We start from the raw sequence: 16,696 nt of genomic DNA on the forward strand, positions 1-16,696 counted from the left end.
GGGGGTCAGAGTTCGATGCAGGTGCGCAGCGACTCGCCGGTCCGCATCTGGTCGAGGGCGTCGTTGATGCCGTCGAGCCGGACCCGGTGGGTGATCATCGACTCCAGGTCGATGCGGCCGGCCCGCCAGAGGGCGATGGCCCGCTCGTAGGAGCGCAGGACGTCCCCGCCGCCGTACATGGAGGGCAGGATGCGCTTCTCGTCGAAGAACAGCTCGAACATGTTGACCTGGAAGTGGTCGTCCATGGCGCCCGCGCCGACGATGCAGAGGGTGCCGCCGCGCCGGGTGTGCTCGTAGGCGGTGCGGGCGGTGGCGGACTTGCCGACGACCTCGAAGACGTAGTCGAAGCCCTCGCCCGCGGTGATCCGCTGCTTGGCGTCGGTGAACTCCTCGGGCGAGACGGCCTCGGTGGCGCCGAAGCGCAGGGCCGCCTCGCGCCGGGAGGCCACCGGGTCGACGGCGACGATCTGGGCGGCGCCCTGGACCCGGGCGCCCTGGATCGTGGAGATGCCGACGCCGCCGCAGCCGATCACGGCGACCGAGGAACCGGCCTCCACCCGTGCGGTGTTGATGGCCGCGCCGAGGCCGGTGGTGACCCCGCAGCCGATCAGGGCGGCGATCTCGAACGGGACGTCGTCGGGGATGGGCACCGCGCAGCCGGCGCCCACGACGACCTCCTCGGTGAAGGTGCCGGTGCCGGCGAAGCCGAAGACGTCACCGCCGGGGCGCTTGAAGTTGGGGGTGCCCGCGTTCATGAAGCCGGCGAGGCAGAGCTGGGTCTGGCCGCGCTTGCAGGAGGCGCAGGCGCCGCAGGCCGGCAGCCAGCAGACCAGCACCCGGTCCCCGGCGCTCAGTCCGGTCACCCCGTCGCCGACGTCGACGACCTCGCCGGCGCCCTCGTGGCCGGGGATGAAGGGGGCGGGCTGCGGCAGGACGCCGCTCATCGCGGAGACGTCGGAGTGGCAGAGGCCGGTGGCCCGGATGCGGAGCTTCACCTTGCCGGGGCCGAAGCCCACCGCCTCGACGTCGTCGAGTACTTCGAGTTTCTCCTGGCCGATCTCGTGCAGTACGGCTGCGCGCATGGTGCGGCTCCCCTCACGGGCCGGTGGTGCGGTGATGGGTTCGTTCTCGTTGCGGTGCGGGTCGGGGGTGCGGGGTCCGGATCCGGCGTCCGGCGTGCGGGTCCGATGTCCGGGTCGCTCTCCGGGGTGCGGGATCCGGCGTCCCGGTCAGTCGTGTTCGACGAAGGTGTCGCCGAGGACCGGGGCGCCGTCCCGTTCCACGGCGCTCACCTCGACGCGTACCTGCTTCCGGGAGGTCCACATCGCGATGCGCAGGGTCTCGCCGGGGAACACGACCCCGGTGAACCGGGTGCGGTAGGCGCGGACGCGGGAGGCGTCGCCGCCCAGGACCGTGTCGGTGACGGCCTTGAGCGTCATGCCGTAGGTGCACAGGCCGTGCAGGATCGGCCGGTCGAAGCCGGCGAGCGCGGCGAACTCGGGGTCGGCATGGAGCGGGTTCCAGTCGCCGGAGAGGCGGTAGAGCAGGGCCTGGTCGGGGCGGACGGGGCGTTCGACGACCCGGTTCGGGGCGACGGCGGGGTACGCGGTCCGCTCCGAGGGGCCGCGCTCCCCGCCGAAGCCTCCCTCCCCGCGTACGAAGATCTGGGCGTCGCTGGTCCACAGCGGTCCGTCCTCGTCGGCGGCCTCGGTCCGCAGCACCAGGACGGCCGCCTTGACCTTGTCGTACACGGCGGCGACCTTCGAGGTCTGGACGGCGGAGCCGCTGACCGGGATCGGCCGGTGCACCCGAACGCTCTGGCCGCCGTGCAGGACGGCGGCGAGGTCGACGTCGATCCCGGGCGAGGAGAGGCCCGCCGAGGTGCCGAGCCCCGCGCCGGCGACCGTGGCGAAGGAGGGCAGCACCTGGAGCCGGGACTCCAGGGTGTAGCGCAGTTCGCCGGGGTCGGTCGCGGGGGCGGCGACGTCGGGGCGGGCGCCCGCCCCGATCCCGAGGTGGTAGAGCTGGACGTCCTTGTGGTCCCAGTCGATCCGGCTGGTCCGGGGTTCGGCGGCGAGAGCCTTCTCGGCATCAATGGGCATGGGGAAGCTGCTCCTCGACGGTGAAAGACCCCGGCGCGGCCGTCCGCACCGTCGGCCGCACCGAGGTCGTACGGGACCGGGGCGCGCCTGTTCTAGAACGCGTTCTATCCGGCTGGCCCTATGTATAACGCAGCCCCCAGCACATGGGAAGACTCCTGACGTGTCGTCAGATCGCTTCAATGTGTGCCGGATTCGGGCCGTCGGCAACGGCCGGGGGCGATACGTCCACGGCTCACCGGTGACATTTGTCATCGCGGAGTCCGTACAAGCGCCTCTGCCCCGGGCGCGGCGGACTCCGTAGCGTCGTAGCCATGACGAAGACAACGGGGAACGAAGCCGCGGTGGTGTTCACCGGGGCGGTGAAGACCTTCGGCCGGGCGGAGCGGACCGTGCGGGCCGTGGACGGGATCGGGCTCACCGTCGAGCGCGGCGAGACCGTCGCCCTGCTCGGCCGCAACGGGGCCGGCAAGTCCACCGCGATCAGTCTGCTGCTCGGGCTGAACGAGCCGGACTCCGGCAGTGTGCGGGTGCTGGGCCGCACCCCCGAACAGGCGGTGCGGGCCGGTCTGGTGGGCGCGATGCTCCAGGAGGGGCAGCCGATCCCCCGGGTGACCGTCCAGGAGCTGGTCACGTTCGTCGCCTCCACGTATCCGCAGCCGATGCCGGTCGCCGAGGCGCTGGAGCTGGCGGGGGTCGCCCCGTACGCGGGCCGGCGGATCGACAAGCTGTCCGGCGGCCAGCTCCAGCGGGTGCGGTTCGCCGTCGCGCTGGCGGGGAACCCCGAGCTGATCGTGCTGGACGAGCCGACCGCCGCCCTGGACGTGGAGGCCCGGCACACCTTCTGGGAGTCGATGCGGGGCTACGCCCGGCGCGGCAACACCGTGATCTTCTCCACCCACTACCTGGAGGAGGCCGACGAGAACGCCGACCGGATCGTCGTCGTCGACCGGGGCCGGATCGTGGCCGACGGCAGCGGCGAGGCCATCAAGGCCGAGGCCGGCCACAGCCGGGTCTCCTTCGATCTGGCGGGCCGGCCCACCGAGGGCCTGGAGCTGCTGCCCGGGGTGGTGACGGTCGAGATCACCGGCGACCGGGCCGTCCTGCACACCGAGGACTCCGACGCCACCGTCATGGAACTGGCCCGGCTGAACGCCGTCCGCAACCTCCAGGTCGCCCAGGCCTCGCTGGAGGCCGCCTTCCTCTCCCTCACCGCGCCGGGCGCCGGCGCCTCCCGCCTCACGAAGGAATCCGTCTGATGTACCAGTACGTGATGCTCGAGGTCCGCCGCACCCTCCGGGACGCCTCGTTCCTGATCTTCGGCACGGGCATGCCCGTGATGATGTACCTGATCTTCACCAACATCGGCGGGGGCGGCGACGTCGACGGCTGGAAGACCGCCTCGATGGTCGGCATGGCCGCGTACGGCGCCCTGGGCTCCGCGATGTCCATCGGTACGGGCGTCGCCTCCGACAAGTCCCTCGGCTGGCTCCAGCAGTTGAGGGTCACCCCGCTCGCCCCCACGCACGCGGTGGTGGGCCGGGCGATCAGCGGCTCGGTGACCGTGCTGCCGACGATCCTGACCGTGCTGCTGGCCGGCGGGCTGGTCAACGGCGTACGGATGGCGGCCTGGCAGTGGGCCGCGCTGGTCCTGCTGCTCTGGATCGGCGCGCTGCCCTTCACCATGCTCGGCCTGGGCAACGGCTACCGGCTGACCCCGCAGGGGACCGGAGTGGTCAACATCGCCTGTCTGATGGGCTTCGCGATCATCGGCGGCCTCTGGTTCCCGATGGAGGTCATGCCCGGCTGGATCCGCTCCTTCGGGACCCTCACCCCGGCCAACCGCTTCGCCGACCTGGGCTGGGCGATCACCGACGGACACGCCCCCGGCCTCGCGACCGTCGGCGTCCTCCTCTTCTGGCTGGCGCTGTTCGGCGGGTACGCCGTGATCTCGTACCGTCGGTCCGCGAGGACCGTGTGACGGGAGTGGACATGCTGGGGTACGGCACGGAGGGGTTCCGGGAACGGCGCCGGCTGCGGAAGGAGCGGCGCGGGCCGGGCCCCGGGCCGTACGCCCTGCTCCCCTGGCTGCTGATGGGCCTGGGATCCTTCTCCAACCTCTTCCAGGGCAAGACCCCCAACCCGTGGATCGGCGGGCTGGGGCTGCTCGCCTTCAACAGCCTCTACATCTCCCTGGTGGCCCGGGGGTTCACCAAGGAGAAGCGCGAGAGCCGCGTCTCGTACGTCCTGCTGGGAACGATGGCCGTGATCACCTTCGGGCTGGCGATCGGCTACGGCGGGAGCTGGCTGCTCTTCTTCCCTCTGCTCTCCCTGGCCTGCGGGACGATCCTGCGCCGCCGCTGGCTCGCCGCCGTGCTGTTCGCCCTCGCCGTGTCGGTCTGCCTGATCGCGGTGTGGCGCGAGGACGGGGCGGCGACCCCCTGGACCCTGGCGTACGGCACGTTCATCTCGGGCGCGGTGACGGCGGCGATCCTCACCCTGTCGGAGACCGTGCGGGAGCTGGCCTCCACCCGTGAGGAGCTGGCCCGCACCGCCGTCGAGAAGGAGCGGCTGCGCTTCTCCCGGGACCTCCACGACCTCCTGGGCCACACGCTCTCCGTCATCGTCGTGAAGTCCGAGGCGGCCCGTCGGCTGGCCCCCCGCGACATGGACGCCGCCCTCCTCCAGGTCGCCGACATCGAGTCCGTGGGCCGGCAGGCGCTCACCGAGATCCGGGAGGCCGTCACCGGCTACCGCGAGGGCAGCCTCGCCACCGAACTGGACCGCGCCCGCTCCGCGTTGACCGCCGCCGGCATCACCCCGTCGGTCCGCCGCTCCGGCCCGCCGCTCGCCCCGCAGACCGAGGCCCTGCTCGGCTGGGTGGTCCGCGAGGCCGTCACCAACGTCGTCCGCCACTCCTCGGCCACGACCTGCTCCTTCGTCGTCGACGGCACCGCCGACCGCGTCCACCTCACCGTCACCGACGACGGCACCACCCCCGCCGCCCCGCCCTCCCCCGGCATCGGCGGCACCGGCCTCAAGGGCCTCACCGAACGCCTCGCCGCCGCCGGCGGCTCCCTCACCGCCGGCCCCGCCCACTCGGGCGGCTTCACGGTCAGGGCGGAGCTGCCGGCGGACACGGGGGCGGAGGCGCACGCGGGGCCGCCCGGGGACGTGAACGCGGACGCGGACGCGGACGCGGACGCGGTCAGATGATGCGCGGGACGACCTCGTCCTTCCGGGTGGACCAGTTGGTGACGATCGGCTTCTCGACGGTGGCGGTGTCGGGGAGTTCGACGTCGGCCGGGTCCGGGTCGTCCTCGCGGACGGCGATGACGACGTGGTCGAACTGGACGCCCGCGTCGCCGGGGGTGGTCTTCGGGGAGATGCCCGCGTAGGCGACGGCGGAGCCGCCGAGCTTGATCGGGTCCTCGCCGCCCTGGCCGACCGGGGAGGCGACGCCCTCGGCCTTGGAGCCGAAGGAGACGCTGGGCGTGTTGACGTCGAGGTAGCAGGTGATCCCGGACTTCGCCTTGGCCGTGACGATGTAGTGGCTGATCGGCCGGGCCTCCCACGTGACGGTGAGGTCCAGGTCGTTGGTGCCGCAGGACTGGCCGTAGCCGCTCTTGTCGCCGCTGCCCGAGCCGGAGGAACCGGAGGTGCCCTGTTCCCCGCCGGTTCCCGCGTCCGGGGTGCCGGTGGGCGAGGCGCCTCCCGAGGTGTCCTGGCCCGCACCGTCCCCGGAGGGCTTTCCGCTCCCCCCGGTGGCCGCGGCGGGGGGTGTGGTGGTGCCCCCGGCGCCCGCGGTGTCCTCGGGCCCGCAGGCCGTGGCGGTCAGGGCGAGGGCGGCGACCGCGGCGGCGGTCAGGGCGAGCCGGGCGGAACGGGCGGGGGTGAGCGAGCGCATCGTGGTCTCCAGCGAGTGTGTCGGGTGCGGTGTGTTCTCCCGCTGACACCACGACAGTAGGGGCGGCCCCGTCCTGGAATGATCGCGTGAATGTCCAGGTTCTGTCGCAGCGGATCGGTTCCGTCGAACGGCGTCGAATATCCGCGCGGAGGTGCGTGACGGCTCCCAACGGGCGTGCGGCCCTACGCTGTTCCCGTGAACGAGATGCCGCAGGACCACCGGCCGTCCAAGTCCGTACGGGTCCTCCTCGCCGAGGACCAGGGAATGATGCGCGGGGCGCTCGCGCTGCTGCTCGGGCTCGAACCGGACATCGAGGTGGTGGCGCAGGTGGGGACCGGCGACGCGATCGTGCCGGCGGCGCTGGAGTCCCGGCCCGATGTGGCGCTGCTGGACATCGAACTGCCGGGGCGCAGCGGTCTGGACGCGGCGGCGGACCTTCGGGAGGAGGTGCCGGACTGCCGGGTGCTGATCCTCACGACGTTCGGCCGGCCCGGGTATCTGCGGCGGGCGATGGAGGCGGGGGCGGCCGGGTTCCTGGTGAAGGACGGGCCGGTGGAGGATCTGGCGGCGGCGATCCGCACGGTGCTGGCCGGGGAGACGGTGGTCGATCCGGCGCTGGCCGCCGCCGCGCTGAGCGCGGGGCCGAGTCCGCTGACGGCCCGGGAGCGGGACGCGCTGGTCGCCTCGGTGGACGGGGCGACGGTCGCCGACATCGCGCGGAAGCTGAGCCTGTCGGAGTCGACGGTCCGCAACTACCTGTCGTCGGCGATCGGGAAGACGGGGACCCGCAACCGGATGGAGGCGGTCCGGGCGGCCCGGCAGCAGGGCTGGCTCTGAGGACGCCGGGGGGCGGGAAACGGCGCGGGGCCCGCGCGGACGGTTCGCGTCCGCGCGGGCCCCTGGAGCGTGCTCCGAACGTCCCGCCCGCTCGGCGGCGCCCGGAGCGGGCGGTCAGTGGTGGCGGCGTTCGGCCGCGTTCAGGGTGACCGCCACGGCCTGCCCGGTGTAGGGCGAGTCGGTGCCGAGGGTGAGGTCGGCGGTGTACGTGCCGGCGGCGGGGACCGCGCCGGCGTCGGCGGTGACGGGCACGGTGGCCGACTGTCCGGGCTTCAGCGTGAGGTGCGTGCGCTTCGCGGAGAGCCAGGAGACGTCGTCGTCGCCGCACTGGTCGTAGCCCGGCAGGTAGGAGGCGCGGACGCCTCCGACGAGGTACGAGCGGACGGACTGCCCGCCGCCGATCTCGTAGAGCCCGCAGCCCACACCGCCCTGGTAGACGGGGTACGGAGAGTCCGGCAGTGCGGACCAGGCACCGGTGACCGGGTCGTACTCGTAGGCGGCGGCGGAGGCGAACGGGGTGTCGTCGCTGTAACCGCCGACGACCTGCATCCGGCCGTTCGCCCCGGCCCCGGCGGCGCCCGTCATGCCGTCGGGCATGTCGGCGATGCGCCGCCAGGAGTCGGTCGACGGACGGTAGGCGTACGCCGCCGGGGTCAGGCTCTGGTCGCGGGCGCGGTCCTGGCCGCCGGCGCAGATCACCTCACCGGCGACGCCCGCGCACACCGTGCTGGTGAGCGCCGTCGGGTGGTCGGCGACCCTGGTCCAGCGGTCGGACGACGGTGTATAGCGGTAGACGGCCTTGGTGGGCTTGGTGCAGTCGTCCACGCACCCGGAGACGACGTACAGCTTCCCGTCGAGGACCGCCGTGCCCGCGAACTTGACGGCCTGGGGAAGGGCGGCGGTGCGGGTCCAGGTGTCCGTCGCGGGGTGGTAGGCGTACACCGTGGAGCGGGACACGGCGTCGCCGTCCTCGCCGCCGGCCACGTAGAGCGTGCCGTCGATGAAGGCGGACGAGGTCCCCGAGAGCGGTTCCGGCAGGTCGGCGATGCGCCGCCAGGCGCCAGCGGCCGGCTCGTACACGTAGCCGTGCGTCGTCAGCGTCGCGCCGACGGCGCGGTCGAAGCCGCCGACGGAGTAGACCTTGCCGGCGTAGGTGCTGACGGCGTTCATCGCGATGGGCTCGGGATAGTCCGGCAGGCTCGACCAGGCGGCCCCGTCGGCGGACTTCGCGGGCTTCGCCGTGGTGGTCTGCTCGCCGAGGTCCACCGTCACCGGCGCCCGGCCGGTGTTGGTGAGGGTGACGGTCTTCGTCCGCTTCCGGCCGAGGTCGGCGTCGAAGGAGGCGGAGGGCGTGGCGACCACGTGCCCGGCCTCCAGACGGAGGTCGAACCGGGTGATCCGGCCCGGGGTGACCTTCACCGTGTGGGTGCCGGTCGCGTAGCGCGGGGCGGAGACGGTGAGGGCGTGCGTGCCGGCGCCGGGGGCGAAGAGCCAGTAACGGCCGCCCTTGTCGGCGGGGTTGCCTTCGGTCGCCGCGCTGTGTCCGGCGGTGTACGGGGCGGCCGGGTCGGTGACCGTGGCGCCGTTGACGGGCTTCTTGGTGTTGCCGTCGGTGACGGTGCCGGTGAGCAGGGCGCCGGGGAGCGCGCGGCATCCGCCGAGCTGGACGCTGTCGGTCTGCCAGACGCCGAGTTCGCCGGCGGTGCTGGTGAAGTGGAAGCGGATGCGGACCCGGGACTTGCCCTCGGCCTGCGGAAGCTTCACGGTCTCGTGGCCGGCGTGCAGGTCGACCGGGTCGTTGACGGCCTTCCACACGGTGTTCCAGGTGGTGCCGCCGTCGACGGAGAGGTCGACGGTCCCCGACGCGGCGCCCTCGGCGCCGCCGAACATCGAGTCGAAGTCGAGCCGTGCCTCGTGTCCGCGCAGGTCGACGACCGGGGAGACGAGAGAGGTGTCCTCGGCCGCGAAGTCGTGGGCGAGGCTGTTGGCGGTGGCGAAGTTGCCGCTGCCGCCGGTCATGTTGTCGATGCCGAGCGGGGCGTCGAACTGCCAGCCCGGGGCGGCACCGCTGACGGTCCAGCCGTTCTTGGGGCCGGTCCAGCCGTCGAAGTCGGCCATGGCCGCGTTGCCGTAGCCGGGGGCGAGGCACACCGCCCGGTCCGGCACCGAGGTGATGTTCCGGGTCACGTCGGCATCGCCGACCTCGACGGTGAGATCGGTGGTGTGGTAGCCGGGGCTGAGCGGGGTGGCGTGCAGTTGGTACGTGGCCCCGCGCGGGAGGTCGACGGAGTAGGCGCCGGTCTCCGGGTCGGTGAACACCGCGCCGCCGGGGTAGCCGTCGACGGTGATCCGGCTCGCGAGCGGCCAGCCCTGCTCGGCGCCGTCCTTGACGGTGCCGCTGATCTTGGTGGTGGCGGTCTTGACGAGGCTCAGGTCGACGGTGGTGCTGGTGCCCTTGCCGACCTTCGTGGCCGCTCCGGTGGCGTCGGCGTAACCGAACAGCGAGGCGGTGATCCGGTAGGTGCCGGTGGCGGCGGACAGGGTGTAGCGGCCGTCGGCGCCGGTCGTCGTACGGAAGCTGCGTCCGCTCGCCTCGTCGGCGGCGCGGACCACGGCTCCGGCCAGCGGGGCGCCGTCGGCCCCGGCGGTGATCCGGCCGGTGAGGGTGCCGCTCTCGCCGAAGGTCAGGGCGGACACGCCGTTGGGGGTGCCGAGTCCGGTCGGGCCGTCGTAGCCCGGCCCGGCGGTGCAGGTGATGTCGCCGCAGGCGTCGTTGCTGCCCTGGGTGACGTCGTTGAGGCCGCTGTCGCCGGTGTAGGCGTACGGGTAGGTCACCGGGTACGTCGACGGCGCGGGGTCGCCGGCCAGCGCGTACATGGCCGCGACGAGCGGGGCGGAGAGGCTGGTGCCGCCGACCTGGAGCCAGCCGTCGTTGCCGACGGTGTCGTAGACGCCGAGTCCGGAGGCCGGGTCCGCGTCGGCGGAGATGTCGGACGTGGACCGGGTGTCGCAGCCGGTCTCGATGCCCTCCTGGTAGGCGGGGGTGGCCTCGTAGCGCGAGCAGCCGGAGCCGGCGCTGGCCCAGGCGGTCTCGGTCCAGCCGCGCTCGGTACCGGGCGCGGCGGTCAGCCGGGTGCCGCCGACGGAGACGACGTTCGGGTTGGTGGACGGCCAGCTCTGCACATGGCCGGTGTCGCCCGAGGAGACCGTGATGACGACGCCGGGGTGGTCGTAGTAGTGGTCGTAGAGCGTCTGGTCGGCTCCCTCGCCGTCGACGCCGTAGGAGTTCGAGACGAACTTGGCGCCGAGACGGACGGCCGTGCCGACGGCGGCGCCGAGGTTGTCGAGCGAGTTGTCGTCGGCCTGGACCAGCAGGATCTTGCAGCTGGGGCAGGCCGCCGACACGGCGTCGAGGTCGAGCGAGGTCTCGGTGGCCCAGCCCGCGTCGTCGGCCGGGTAGTCGGTGCCGCCGCGCTGGTCGACCTTGCGGAAGCAGCCGTTGGCCGTGGTGCAGGCGGGCAGGCCGTGGTGGGCGCGGAAGACGGCGAGGTCCTCCTCGGCACGGGAGTTGCCGAACGCGTCGACGATGGCGACGGTCCGGCCCTCACCGGTGTCGGGCAGCTTGTAGGCGGCCTGGATCTCCTTCGGGCCGAGCGAGGTGGCCGGCGGGCCGGAGGCGGCGGACCGGGCCCGGATGTTCTGGTCCGTGCGGGTGTTCACCAGCGAGAGGCAGCGGGCGTACCCGGTCTTCTGCGCCGGGCTGTTGCAGTCGGTGGGGGTGTACGGCTGGACGGTGGGGTCGGCGGGGGCCGTCGCGCCCGTGGAGGGGGCGTCCGTCGCCGCGAGGGCCGTGGGTGACGCCGACAGCAGGCCGAGGGCGAAGCACGCCACGGCGGCGTAGGTGAACACGGCGCGTATGCGCTGTCTCCGGGGCGGGCGGTGGTCGGGTCTCGGACTCACGGGGAGCCTTTCGGGGGAGGGGCCGGGTGGGCCGGTCTTCAGAGGGGTTCGTAGCCGTCCGCGTCCGGCCGCGGGGGTGCGGCGGGACGCGGTGCCCCGTCCGGGGAGGGTTCGCCGGACGGGGGGATCGGAGGGATCGGAGGGTCGGCCGGGGGCTCGGGGGTCGGCTCGGGAGCCTGGCTGTTCATGGAAGAGGGGTGCTCTCGTACGGTCGCGGTCGCGGAACGGGCGGGTGACCCCCGCAGTCTCGGGCGCGGACGGGACCGGTTGCGATTGGGCGGATGCCTCAAAGAACGGGGGGCGGCGCCGGATTGAGACCCGGGATTCGGGACGAGCGCGGCGCGGCCGGGGGTTCGGGGCCACCGGGTAGGGCGCTGCCCAGGGTTCGGGACGTGCGTGCGGGCCCGGCCCGGGGGTTGGGGCCGCGGGGTGGGGCGCGGGAGGCGTACGCGGTACGGGGGCCGGGCCCCGTACCGCGTCACGCTCCCCGCCTTCGCCGTCCCGCCTCCGCCGTCGAAGGTCCGGCCGCGTCGCTAGTCGGCCGGGGTCAGTCCGGTCTTCGCCACGCTCACCGCGAGGGCGGTGCGGGTCGTCACGCCGTGCTTGCGCATGGCCGATTTCAGCTGGGCGGCGACGGTCTTGGGCGACCGGGAGAGCGCGGCGGCGATCTCCCGGTTGGTCAGCCCGTCGAGAAGCAGCCGGACGACTTCGGTCTCCCGGGGCGAGAGGCGGTCGCCGTACCCGCGCCGGCCGCCGCGCCAGACCACGCGGGCGGCCTCGCCGTGCTCGCGCAGGGCCGCCGCCACCCGGTCGGCGTCACCGCGCGCGCCGAGCGCGTCCAGCTCCCGCCGCACGTCGTGGAGGCGCGCGATGCCCGGTTCGGGCGGACCGGCCGCGATCCGGTGGACGGCCTCGCGCTCGGCGGCGAGCAGGGCCTCGTACGGGCGGGGCAGGGCGCGCCAGGCCGCGGCGGCGGTCGCCCAGGCGTCGGCGGCCCGGTCCGCGGGCGCGTGGGCCTCGGTGACGAGGGCCCGGCAGACGAGCGCGGCGGCGGCAGCGGCGGGGATGGAGCGGCCGGTGGTGCCCCGGGCGAACGCGTCGGTGAGCCGTTCGGCCTCCTCGGTCCGGCCGGTCGCGAGGAGCGCCTCGACGCGCGCGGGCAGGAGTTCGGCGCCCAGCACCCACAGTCCCTTGGCGGTCAGGGTGCCGGTGACCTGCTCGGTGGCGGCCAGGGCCCGGCCCGGGTCGCCGGCGGCGAGGTGGAGGCGGCCGAGGGCCCCGGCGGGTTCGGCCTGGAGGAGCAGGTCCCCGCCGCGCAGGCCCTCGTCGAGCGCGGCGGCGAGCCGTTCCTCCGCGGTCGGGCGATCGCCCGCCGCGAGGTCGTGCAGGCCGAGGAGGAGCCGCTTCTCCGCGAGGAAGCGCGGATCGTCCTCGGACTCCGCCAGGGCCCGGACTCGTTCGGGGTAGTTCTCCCAGTGGCCGCAGAACCAGTCCAGGTGGACGGCGTTGGCCGCGATCATCATGCGCTGGCCCGGGATGCCGTGGCGGTCGGCCTGGTCGAGGGCGCGGTCGAGGAGGTGCCGGGCCTCGGCGTGGCGGCCCCAGTACATGGCATGGGCACCGGAGTTGAGCAGTCCCCGGTTGAGGTGGAGGACATCGCCGGGCTCCACCTCGCTCTCGTCGCGGAGGAAGCCGTCGACGGGCTGCCAGCCGGCCTCCTCGCCGAGTTGCAGCAGGGCGTTGGACCAGCTGACCCGGTAGAACAGCCGCCGCTCCTCGGGGACGTCGCGCTCCATCAGCTCGGCCGCCCGGTCGAGCCAGCGCAGATGGGCGGCGACGGGCAGCGGGGAGTCGGTCGGCACCCCGAGCAGGATCATGGCCCGCGCGGCCTCCAGGGGTTCGTCGGCCAGGCCCTGGATGGCCTGCTCGAACTCATCCTGGGAGGGGCGCAGTTCACCGGCCGCGTGGATGATCCGGCCGAGCTGCATATGGACGTCGGCGCGCTCTCTCGGGGAGAGGCCGTCGTCGGTGAGGCAGTCGCGCAGGGTGCGCAGCATCTCGTCCCGGTTGCGGAAGCCGCCGTAGGTGTGCAGCGGGACCTTGCGGACCAGCCGGACGATGTCGCGGGCGGGCAGGCCGGGGATGGTCAGCAGATCGTGGACGAAGGCGACGGCGGTCCGCTGGTCGCCCGCGGCGAGGGCCAGGTCGGCGGCCCGTTCGCCGTGGCGGAGCCAGGGGGCGAGGTCGCCGGCGCCCCGGAAGTGGTGGGCGAGGCGGGCCGGTGAGGGGCGGGCGCCCTCCGCCAGGGCGCGGCCGGCACGGGCGTGCAGCCGGGCCCGGTCGCGGGCGGTGAGTCCGTCGTGGACGGCCTGGGCGGGCAGGGCGTGCCGGAAGGCGAGGCGTCCGTACGCGCCCTCGGCGAGCAGCCCGCCCCGGACGGCGGCGTCGGCGGCGGGCCGGGCCCGGTCCGCGGGCAGTCCGGCGACCGCGAACAGCACCTCCTCGGCGGCGGGTTCACCGAGGACGGCGGCGGCCTCCAGGACGGCCCTGGCGTCCGGGTCCAGGCGGGCGACGCGTTCGGCGACGGCGTCGCGGATGGTCGGCGGGACGGCGATGTCCGCGAGGGCGTGGCGTACCCACTCGTCCTCCCGGCGCACCAGGTCCGCGCGGTCGCGCAGCAGGTGGACGGACTCCTCCAGGGCGAGCGGGATGCCGTCGGTGCGGGCGTGCAGGAAGGTGGAGAAGGCGTCGGAGACGTGGTCGTCGTCCAGCATCGACGAGACGAGTCCGGCGGTGTCCGCGACGTCCAGCGGGCGCAGGGCGAGGCGGACATGGCGACCGCCCGCCGCCGGGCGGGAGGTCAGCCGGGGCAGCAGGGAGCCGGGGGGCAGGTCCTCGGGGCGGTAGGTGAGCACCAGGCTGACGGTGCGGGTGGGGCGGGTGGTGAGGAAGAGAAGGAAGTCGAGCGTCGCGTCGTCGGCCCAGTGGACGTCCTCGACGACCAGGATCCGTACGGCCAGCCGGTCGAGGAGTTCGGCCAGCGCGCGCAGCAGCCGGTGGCGGGCCGCGCCCGGGTCCGGCACGGGTTCGGGAACGGGCTGGAGGTCGTCGGCCCACTCGGGAAGCAGCGGACGCAGCACCCCGGCCAGCGGTGAGAGACCGAGCCCGGCGGGGCCTTCGGGCCGGGCGTCCCGCACCGCGTCGATGATCGGCCCGAAGGTGAGCGCGTCCCGGAACGGCGGGCAGACGGCGGTCAGCGTGCCGTCGGCAGCCCCGCCCCCCGCGTCCCCCGTATCCGCCGCGCTCTTCGCGCCCGCCGCGTGCGCGTCCCGGTGCTCGCGGCGCATCCGCAGCGCCTCCCGCACCAGGCGGCTCTTCCCGATCCCGGCCTCCCCCTCGACCACGACGAGGGCGGCGGGCCGACCGGGCGTCAGGGCGTCGAGGAGGTCACGGAGTTCGGCGTCCCGCCCGATGAAGCGGGGGGCCCGGGGCCGGGGCCGGTGATCGGGAACGGTCTCGGGGCGGGGGTCCGGGATGCCGCGGGGAAGGCCCGGGGTGGGGTGAACGACCTGGTGTGCCGCCGTGTTCCGCTCGCCGCGCATCCGCCGTGCCACTCCCCTCGCTGTCTCCGCGCGGCCATCCTCGCCTGCCGGGACCCCATCCCACCAGGGGGTCACGCGATCTTCGGAAGTGATCCTTCCGCAAGGTCAGTGCCTCACAGGATGGCGCGCGGCGGCAGCCGGGCGCGGAACCGCCTCACCCGTGGGCCCACGCTCCCGGCCCCTCGCGGCAAACGCTCCGCCCCGCCTCGGCGACGCGCGGCAGGACGACGCCCTCGCGCCCCTCGCAGCTCAACGCGTACAGCGGGATGCGCTACGTCGCCTCCCTCACCAAGCTCACCGTCCCGGCGACGAACAAGCTTCCCTCGGGCAAGACTTTGCGCTATCGGGTGCGTGCCTACGACGGTGTCGACTACGGCCCGTGGTCCGGCTACACGACGTTCAGGCTGAACACCGCCCTGCCCGACGCCCCGGCGGTCGTCTGCGACTCGTACGAGGAGAACAGCTGGACGGCGCAGGCCGCGGGCGCGGCCTCCTGCACCCTGGGCACCACCTCCTCCGACGGCGCCGGCTACCTCCGGGGGCTGGACAGGGCCACGGACGGCGCCGCGGCCGTGTTGTTCTTCGGCGGACTGATGTCCTTCTTCCTCGCCTCACTGCTCGCCATGGCGTAGAAGACGGGCTCTGACGAAGGCGGGTGTGGTCCTTCGCACGATGCGGAGGACCACACCCGTTCAGCCGAGGGCGCGGGACAGCCAGTCGTGCAGGGAACCGGGCCGGGTCCCCGCCCACCCCAGATGACCGTCGGGGCGTACCAGCATGACCGTCCGGCTGTCCCCGGGTTCGGCAAGGGCCAGCACGGTGACGTCCTCCCCCAGGCGCCGGCGCGCGGTCGACGCGAACGCCGTGATGTCCCGGCCCGGGGAGACGAGGGCCCACCGGGGGGCGATCGCGTGGTGCAGTCGGGTGCGGACGCCGTCGTCCCGCAGACACGGCAGGTCCGGTACGCGATCACCGGGGCGCGGGGCGGCTCCGATGCGCGGCCCCGGGCGCCGCATCGCGAGAGGTCCGCCGCGGTAGTGGGTTCTGAGCTGCGAGGACTTCTCCCACAGGAACCGCTGAGCGGCGGGGAGAGCGAGGGCCGGGGCCAGCACGCGGTCGCGGACGGCGCGGATCAGCGGGTTCTCCCCGACCGCCAGGCGGGTAAGGCCACTGGTGGCCGCCACCACCTCGCGTGCCACCGGCCGGCGCTCGGCCTCGTACGTATCGAGCAGGCCTTCCCCGGCGCGTCCGGAGACGACCAGGGCGAGCTTCCAGGCCAGGTTCTCCGCGTCCCCGAGGCCGGTGTTCATTCCCTGCCCGCCGAACGGGCTGTGCACGTGGGCGGCGTCTCCCGCCAGCAGAATCCGGCCGGACCGGTACCGGGCGGCGAGACGGCGCTGGACACGGAACGCGGACGTCCACAGAACGTCCCAGTCCTCCGGCGGCCGGATGCCCGCCCGGTCCCGCAAGGCCGTCCTCAGCGCGTCCGACGCCTGACCGGCGTCGAGGTCCCCGATGTCCGGCGGGGCCGAGGCCACGAGGCGCCACACATCGTTTCCGGGCAGCGGGAAGACACCGAACATTCCCCGCTTGTGCAGCCACGCGGACACCACGTCCCTGGGGAGGGGCAGCGCCGCGCGCAGGTCCGACAGATAGAACGCCTCCGCCGTGGACGCCCCCGCGAAATCGATGCCGGCCGATTCCCGTACCCGGCTGTGCGCCCCGTCGCAGCCGACCAGCCATGCCGGGTGGACCACGTCGTCCCCGAGCCGAACCGTCACACCGTCGGCGGTCCGGTGGGCGGCGACGTACTCCGCGCCCCATTCCACCTCGACACCGAGGGCACGCAGCCGGCGGCGGAGTCCCGCCTCCACCTCGGCCTGCGAATTGATCAGCACGGGGCGGTTCACCCGAGCGGCATGCGCGCCGACTTCCAGGCGGAGCAGTCGCCGTCCGTTCACGTAGGTGACGAACTCCGACGCGTGGACCGACCGCTCCGGCAGCCCTTCGAGCGCGCCCAGCCGGTCCAGGACCTCGGCACCTCCGGGTTGCAGGCCCAGTGCCCGTGAGGCGTCGGACGGTCCCGCGCGTCTGTCGACGACCCTGACCGGCAACCGCGCCGCGGCGAGGCCGCACGCCAGGGCCAGTCCGGTCGGCCCGGCCCCCACGACGAGAACCGCGGGACGTCGCACCTGTGCACCCTCCGTAGCTCACCCCCGACGGCGTCGGCCCGCTCATCGTATGCGTCGGGAGACGTCTCCGGCAGTTCGCCGGCCCCCGGGCCGGTCTCC

Annotated in this window: 11 protein-coding genes; 5 read left to right on the forward strand and 6 right to left on the reverse strand. The window is 74.0% G+C overall.

Annotated elements, in window-relative coordinates:
* Positions 1 to 5: 5 nt before the first annotated feature.
* Together ACWCXC_RS20930 and ACWCXC_RS20935 are read right to left on the reverse strand one after the other, a co-directional pair.
* On the reverse strand, positions 6 to 1,082 hold the full coding sequence (locus ACWCXC_RS20930) for a Zn-dependent alcohol dehydrogenase (protein ID WP_450685516.1): 1,077 nt from the start codon (positions 1,080 to 1,082) through the stop codon (positions 6 to 8).
* 147 nt (positions 1,083 to 1,229) lie between these two features.
* Positions 1,230 to 2,102, reverse strand: coding sequence for a MaoC/PaaZ C-terminal domain-containing protein (locus ACWCXC_RS20935; protein ID WP_450685515.1), 873 nt, complete (start codon positions 2,100 to 2,102; stop codon positions 1,230 to 1,232).
* A gap of 311 nt (positions 2,103 to 2,413) precedes the next feature.
* Between ACWCXC_RS20935 and ACWCXC_RS20940 the strand changes: the two genes are divergently transcribed.
* Genes ACWCXC_RS20940 through ACWCXC_RS20950 form a run of 3 tightly spaced genes read left to right on the forward strand, consistent with a single transcriptional unit; the run spans position 2,414 to position 5,315 of the window.
* A complete protein-coding gene (locus ACWCXC_RS20940; protein WP_450890174.1) occupies positions 2,414 to 3,358 on the forward strand; it encodes an ABC transporter ATP-binding protein in 945 nt (314 codons plus the stop codon).
* Entirely contained in the window at positions 3,358 to 4,080 is a 723-nt protein-coding gene (locus ACWCXC_RS20945) for an ABC transporter permease (protein WP_383632596.1), read from the forward strand. The genes ACWCXC_RS20940 and ACWCXC_RS20945 overlap by 1 nt, the downstream gene beginning before the upstream one ends.
* 11 nt (positions 4,081 to 4,091) lie before the next feature.
* The gene (locus tag ACWCXC_RS20950) at positions 4,092 to 5,315 is read left to right on the forward strand and encodes a sensor histidine kinase (protein WP_450890220.1); all 1,224 of its coding nucleotides are present in this window, start codon (positions 4,092 to 4,094) and stop codon (positions 5,313 to 5,315) included.
* Here ACWCXC_RS20950 and ACWCXC_RS20955 read toward each other — a convergent pair.
* Complete coding sequence (locus ACWCXC_RS20955; RefSeq protein WP_450685513.1) at positions 5,308 to 6,006, reverse strand: hypothetical protein; 699 nt, start codon at positions 6,004 to 6,006, stop codon at positions 5,308 to 5,310. The genes ACWCXC_RS20950 and ACWCXC_RS20955 overlap by 8 nt on opposite strands.
* Before the next feature lie 204 nt (positions 6,007 to 6,210).
* On the opposite strand from ACWCXC_RS20955, the gene ACWCXC_RS20960 reads away from it, so the two are divergent.
* Positions 6,211 to 6,843: a response regulator gene (locus tag ACWCXC_RS20960; protein ID WP_450685527.1), complete on the forward strand. Its 633-nt coding sequence runs from the start codon at positions 6,211 to 6,213 to the stop codon at positions 6,841 to 6,843.
* A 114-nt stretch (positions 6,844 to 6,957) separates the two neighbouring features.
* On the opposite strand, the gene ACWCXC_RS20965 is transcribed toward ACWCXC_RS20960, so the two are convergent.
* Positions 6,958 to 10,752 carry a carboxypeptidase regulatory-like domain-containing protein gene (locus ACWCXC_RS20965; RefSeq protein ID WP_450890175.1) on the reverse strand — a complete coding sequence of 1,265 codons (3,795 nt, stop codon included), beginning with the start codon at positions 10,750 to 10,752 and terminating at the stop codon, positions 6,958 to 6,960.
* 584 nt (positions 10,753 to 11,336) lie between these two features.
* On the reverse strand, positions 11,337 to 14,405 hold the full coding sequence (locus ACWCXC_RS20970; protein WP_450890176.1) for an ATP-binding protein: 3,069 nt from the start codon (positions 14,403 to 14,405) through the stop codon (positions 11,337 to 11,339).
* A gap of 266 nt (positions 14,406 to 14,671) precedes the next feature.
* Between ACWCXC_RS20970 and ACWCXC_RS20975 the strand changes: the two genes are divergently transcribed.
* The gene (locus tag ACWCXC_RS20975; RefSeq protein ID WP_450890177.1) at positions 14,672 to 15,037 is read left to right on the forward strand and encodes a hypothetical protein; all 366 of its coding nucleotides are present in this window, start codon (positions 14,672 to 14,674) and stop codon (positions 15,035 to 15,037) included.
* A 60-nt stretch (positions 15,038 to 15,097) separates the two neighbouring features.
* On the opposite strand, the gene ACWCXC_RS20980 is transcribed toward ACWCXC_RS20975, so the two are convergent.
* On the reverse strand, positions 15,098 to 16,597 hold the full coding sequence (locus tag ACWCXC_RS20980; protein WP_450890178.1) for an FAD-dependent monooxygenase: 1,500 nt from the start codon (positions 16,595 to 16,597) through the stop codon (positions 15,098 to 15,100).
* Between the last annotated feature and the right edge of the window lie 99 nt (positions 16,598 to 16,696).

This window comes from Streptomyces sp. NPDC001515 (assembly GCF_053597115.1).

Coding starts and splice junctions, on each gene's coding strand:
- ACWCXC_RS20945 (WP_383632596.1), top strand. CDS start 3,358: ATGTACCAGTACGTGATGCTCGAGGTCCGCCGCACCCTCCGGGACGCC.
- ACWCXC_RS20940 (WP_450890174.1), top strand. CDS start 2,414: ATGACGAAGACAACGGGGAACGAAGCCGCGGTGGTGTTCACCGGGGCG.
- ACWCXC_RS20935 (WP_450685515.1), bottom strand. CDS start 2,102: ATGCCCATTGATGCCGAGAAGGCTCTCGCCGCCGAACCCCGGACCAGC.
- ACWCXC_RS20970 (WP_450890176.1), bottom strand. CDS start 14,405: ATGCGCGGCGAGCGGAACACGGCGGCACACCAGGTCGTTCACCCCACC.
- ACWCXC_RS20960 (WP_450685527.1), top strand. CDS start 6,211: ATGCCGCAGGACCACCGGCCGTCCAAGTCCGTACGGGTCCTCCTCGCC.
- ACWCXC_RS20950 (WP_450890220.1), top strand. CDS start 4,092: ATGCTGGGGTACGGCACGGAGGGGTTCCGGGAACGGCGCCGGCTGCGG.
- ACWCXC_RS20930 (WP_450685516.1), bottom strand. CDS start 1,082: ATGCGCGCAGCCGTACTGCACGAGATCGGCCAGGAGAAACTCGAAGTA.
- ACWCXC_RS20955 (WP_450685513.1), bottom strand. CDS start 6,006: ATGCGCTCGCTCACCCCCGCCCGTTCCGCCCGGCTCGCCCTGACCGCC.
- ACWCXC_RS20975 (WP_450890177.1), top strand. CDS start 14,672: ATGCGCTACGTCGCCTCCCTCACCAAGCTCACCGTCCCGGCGACGAAC.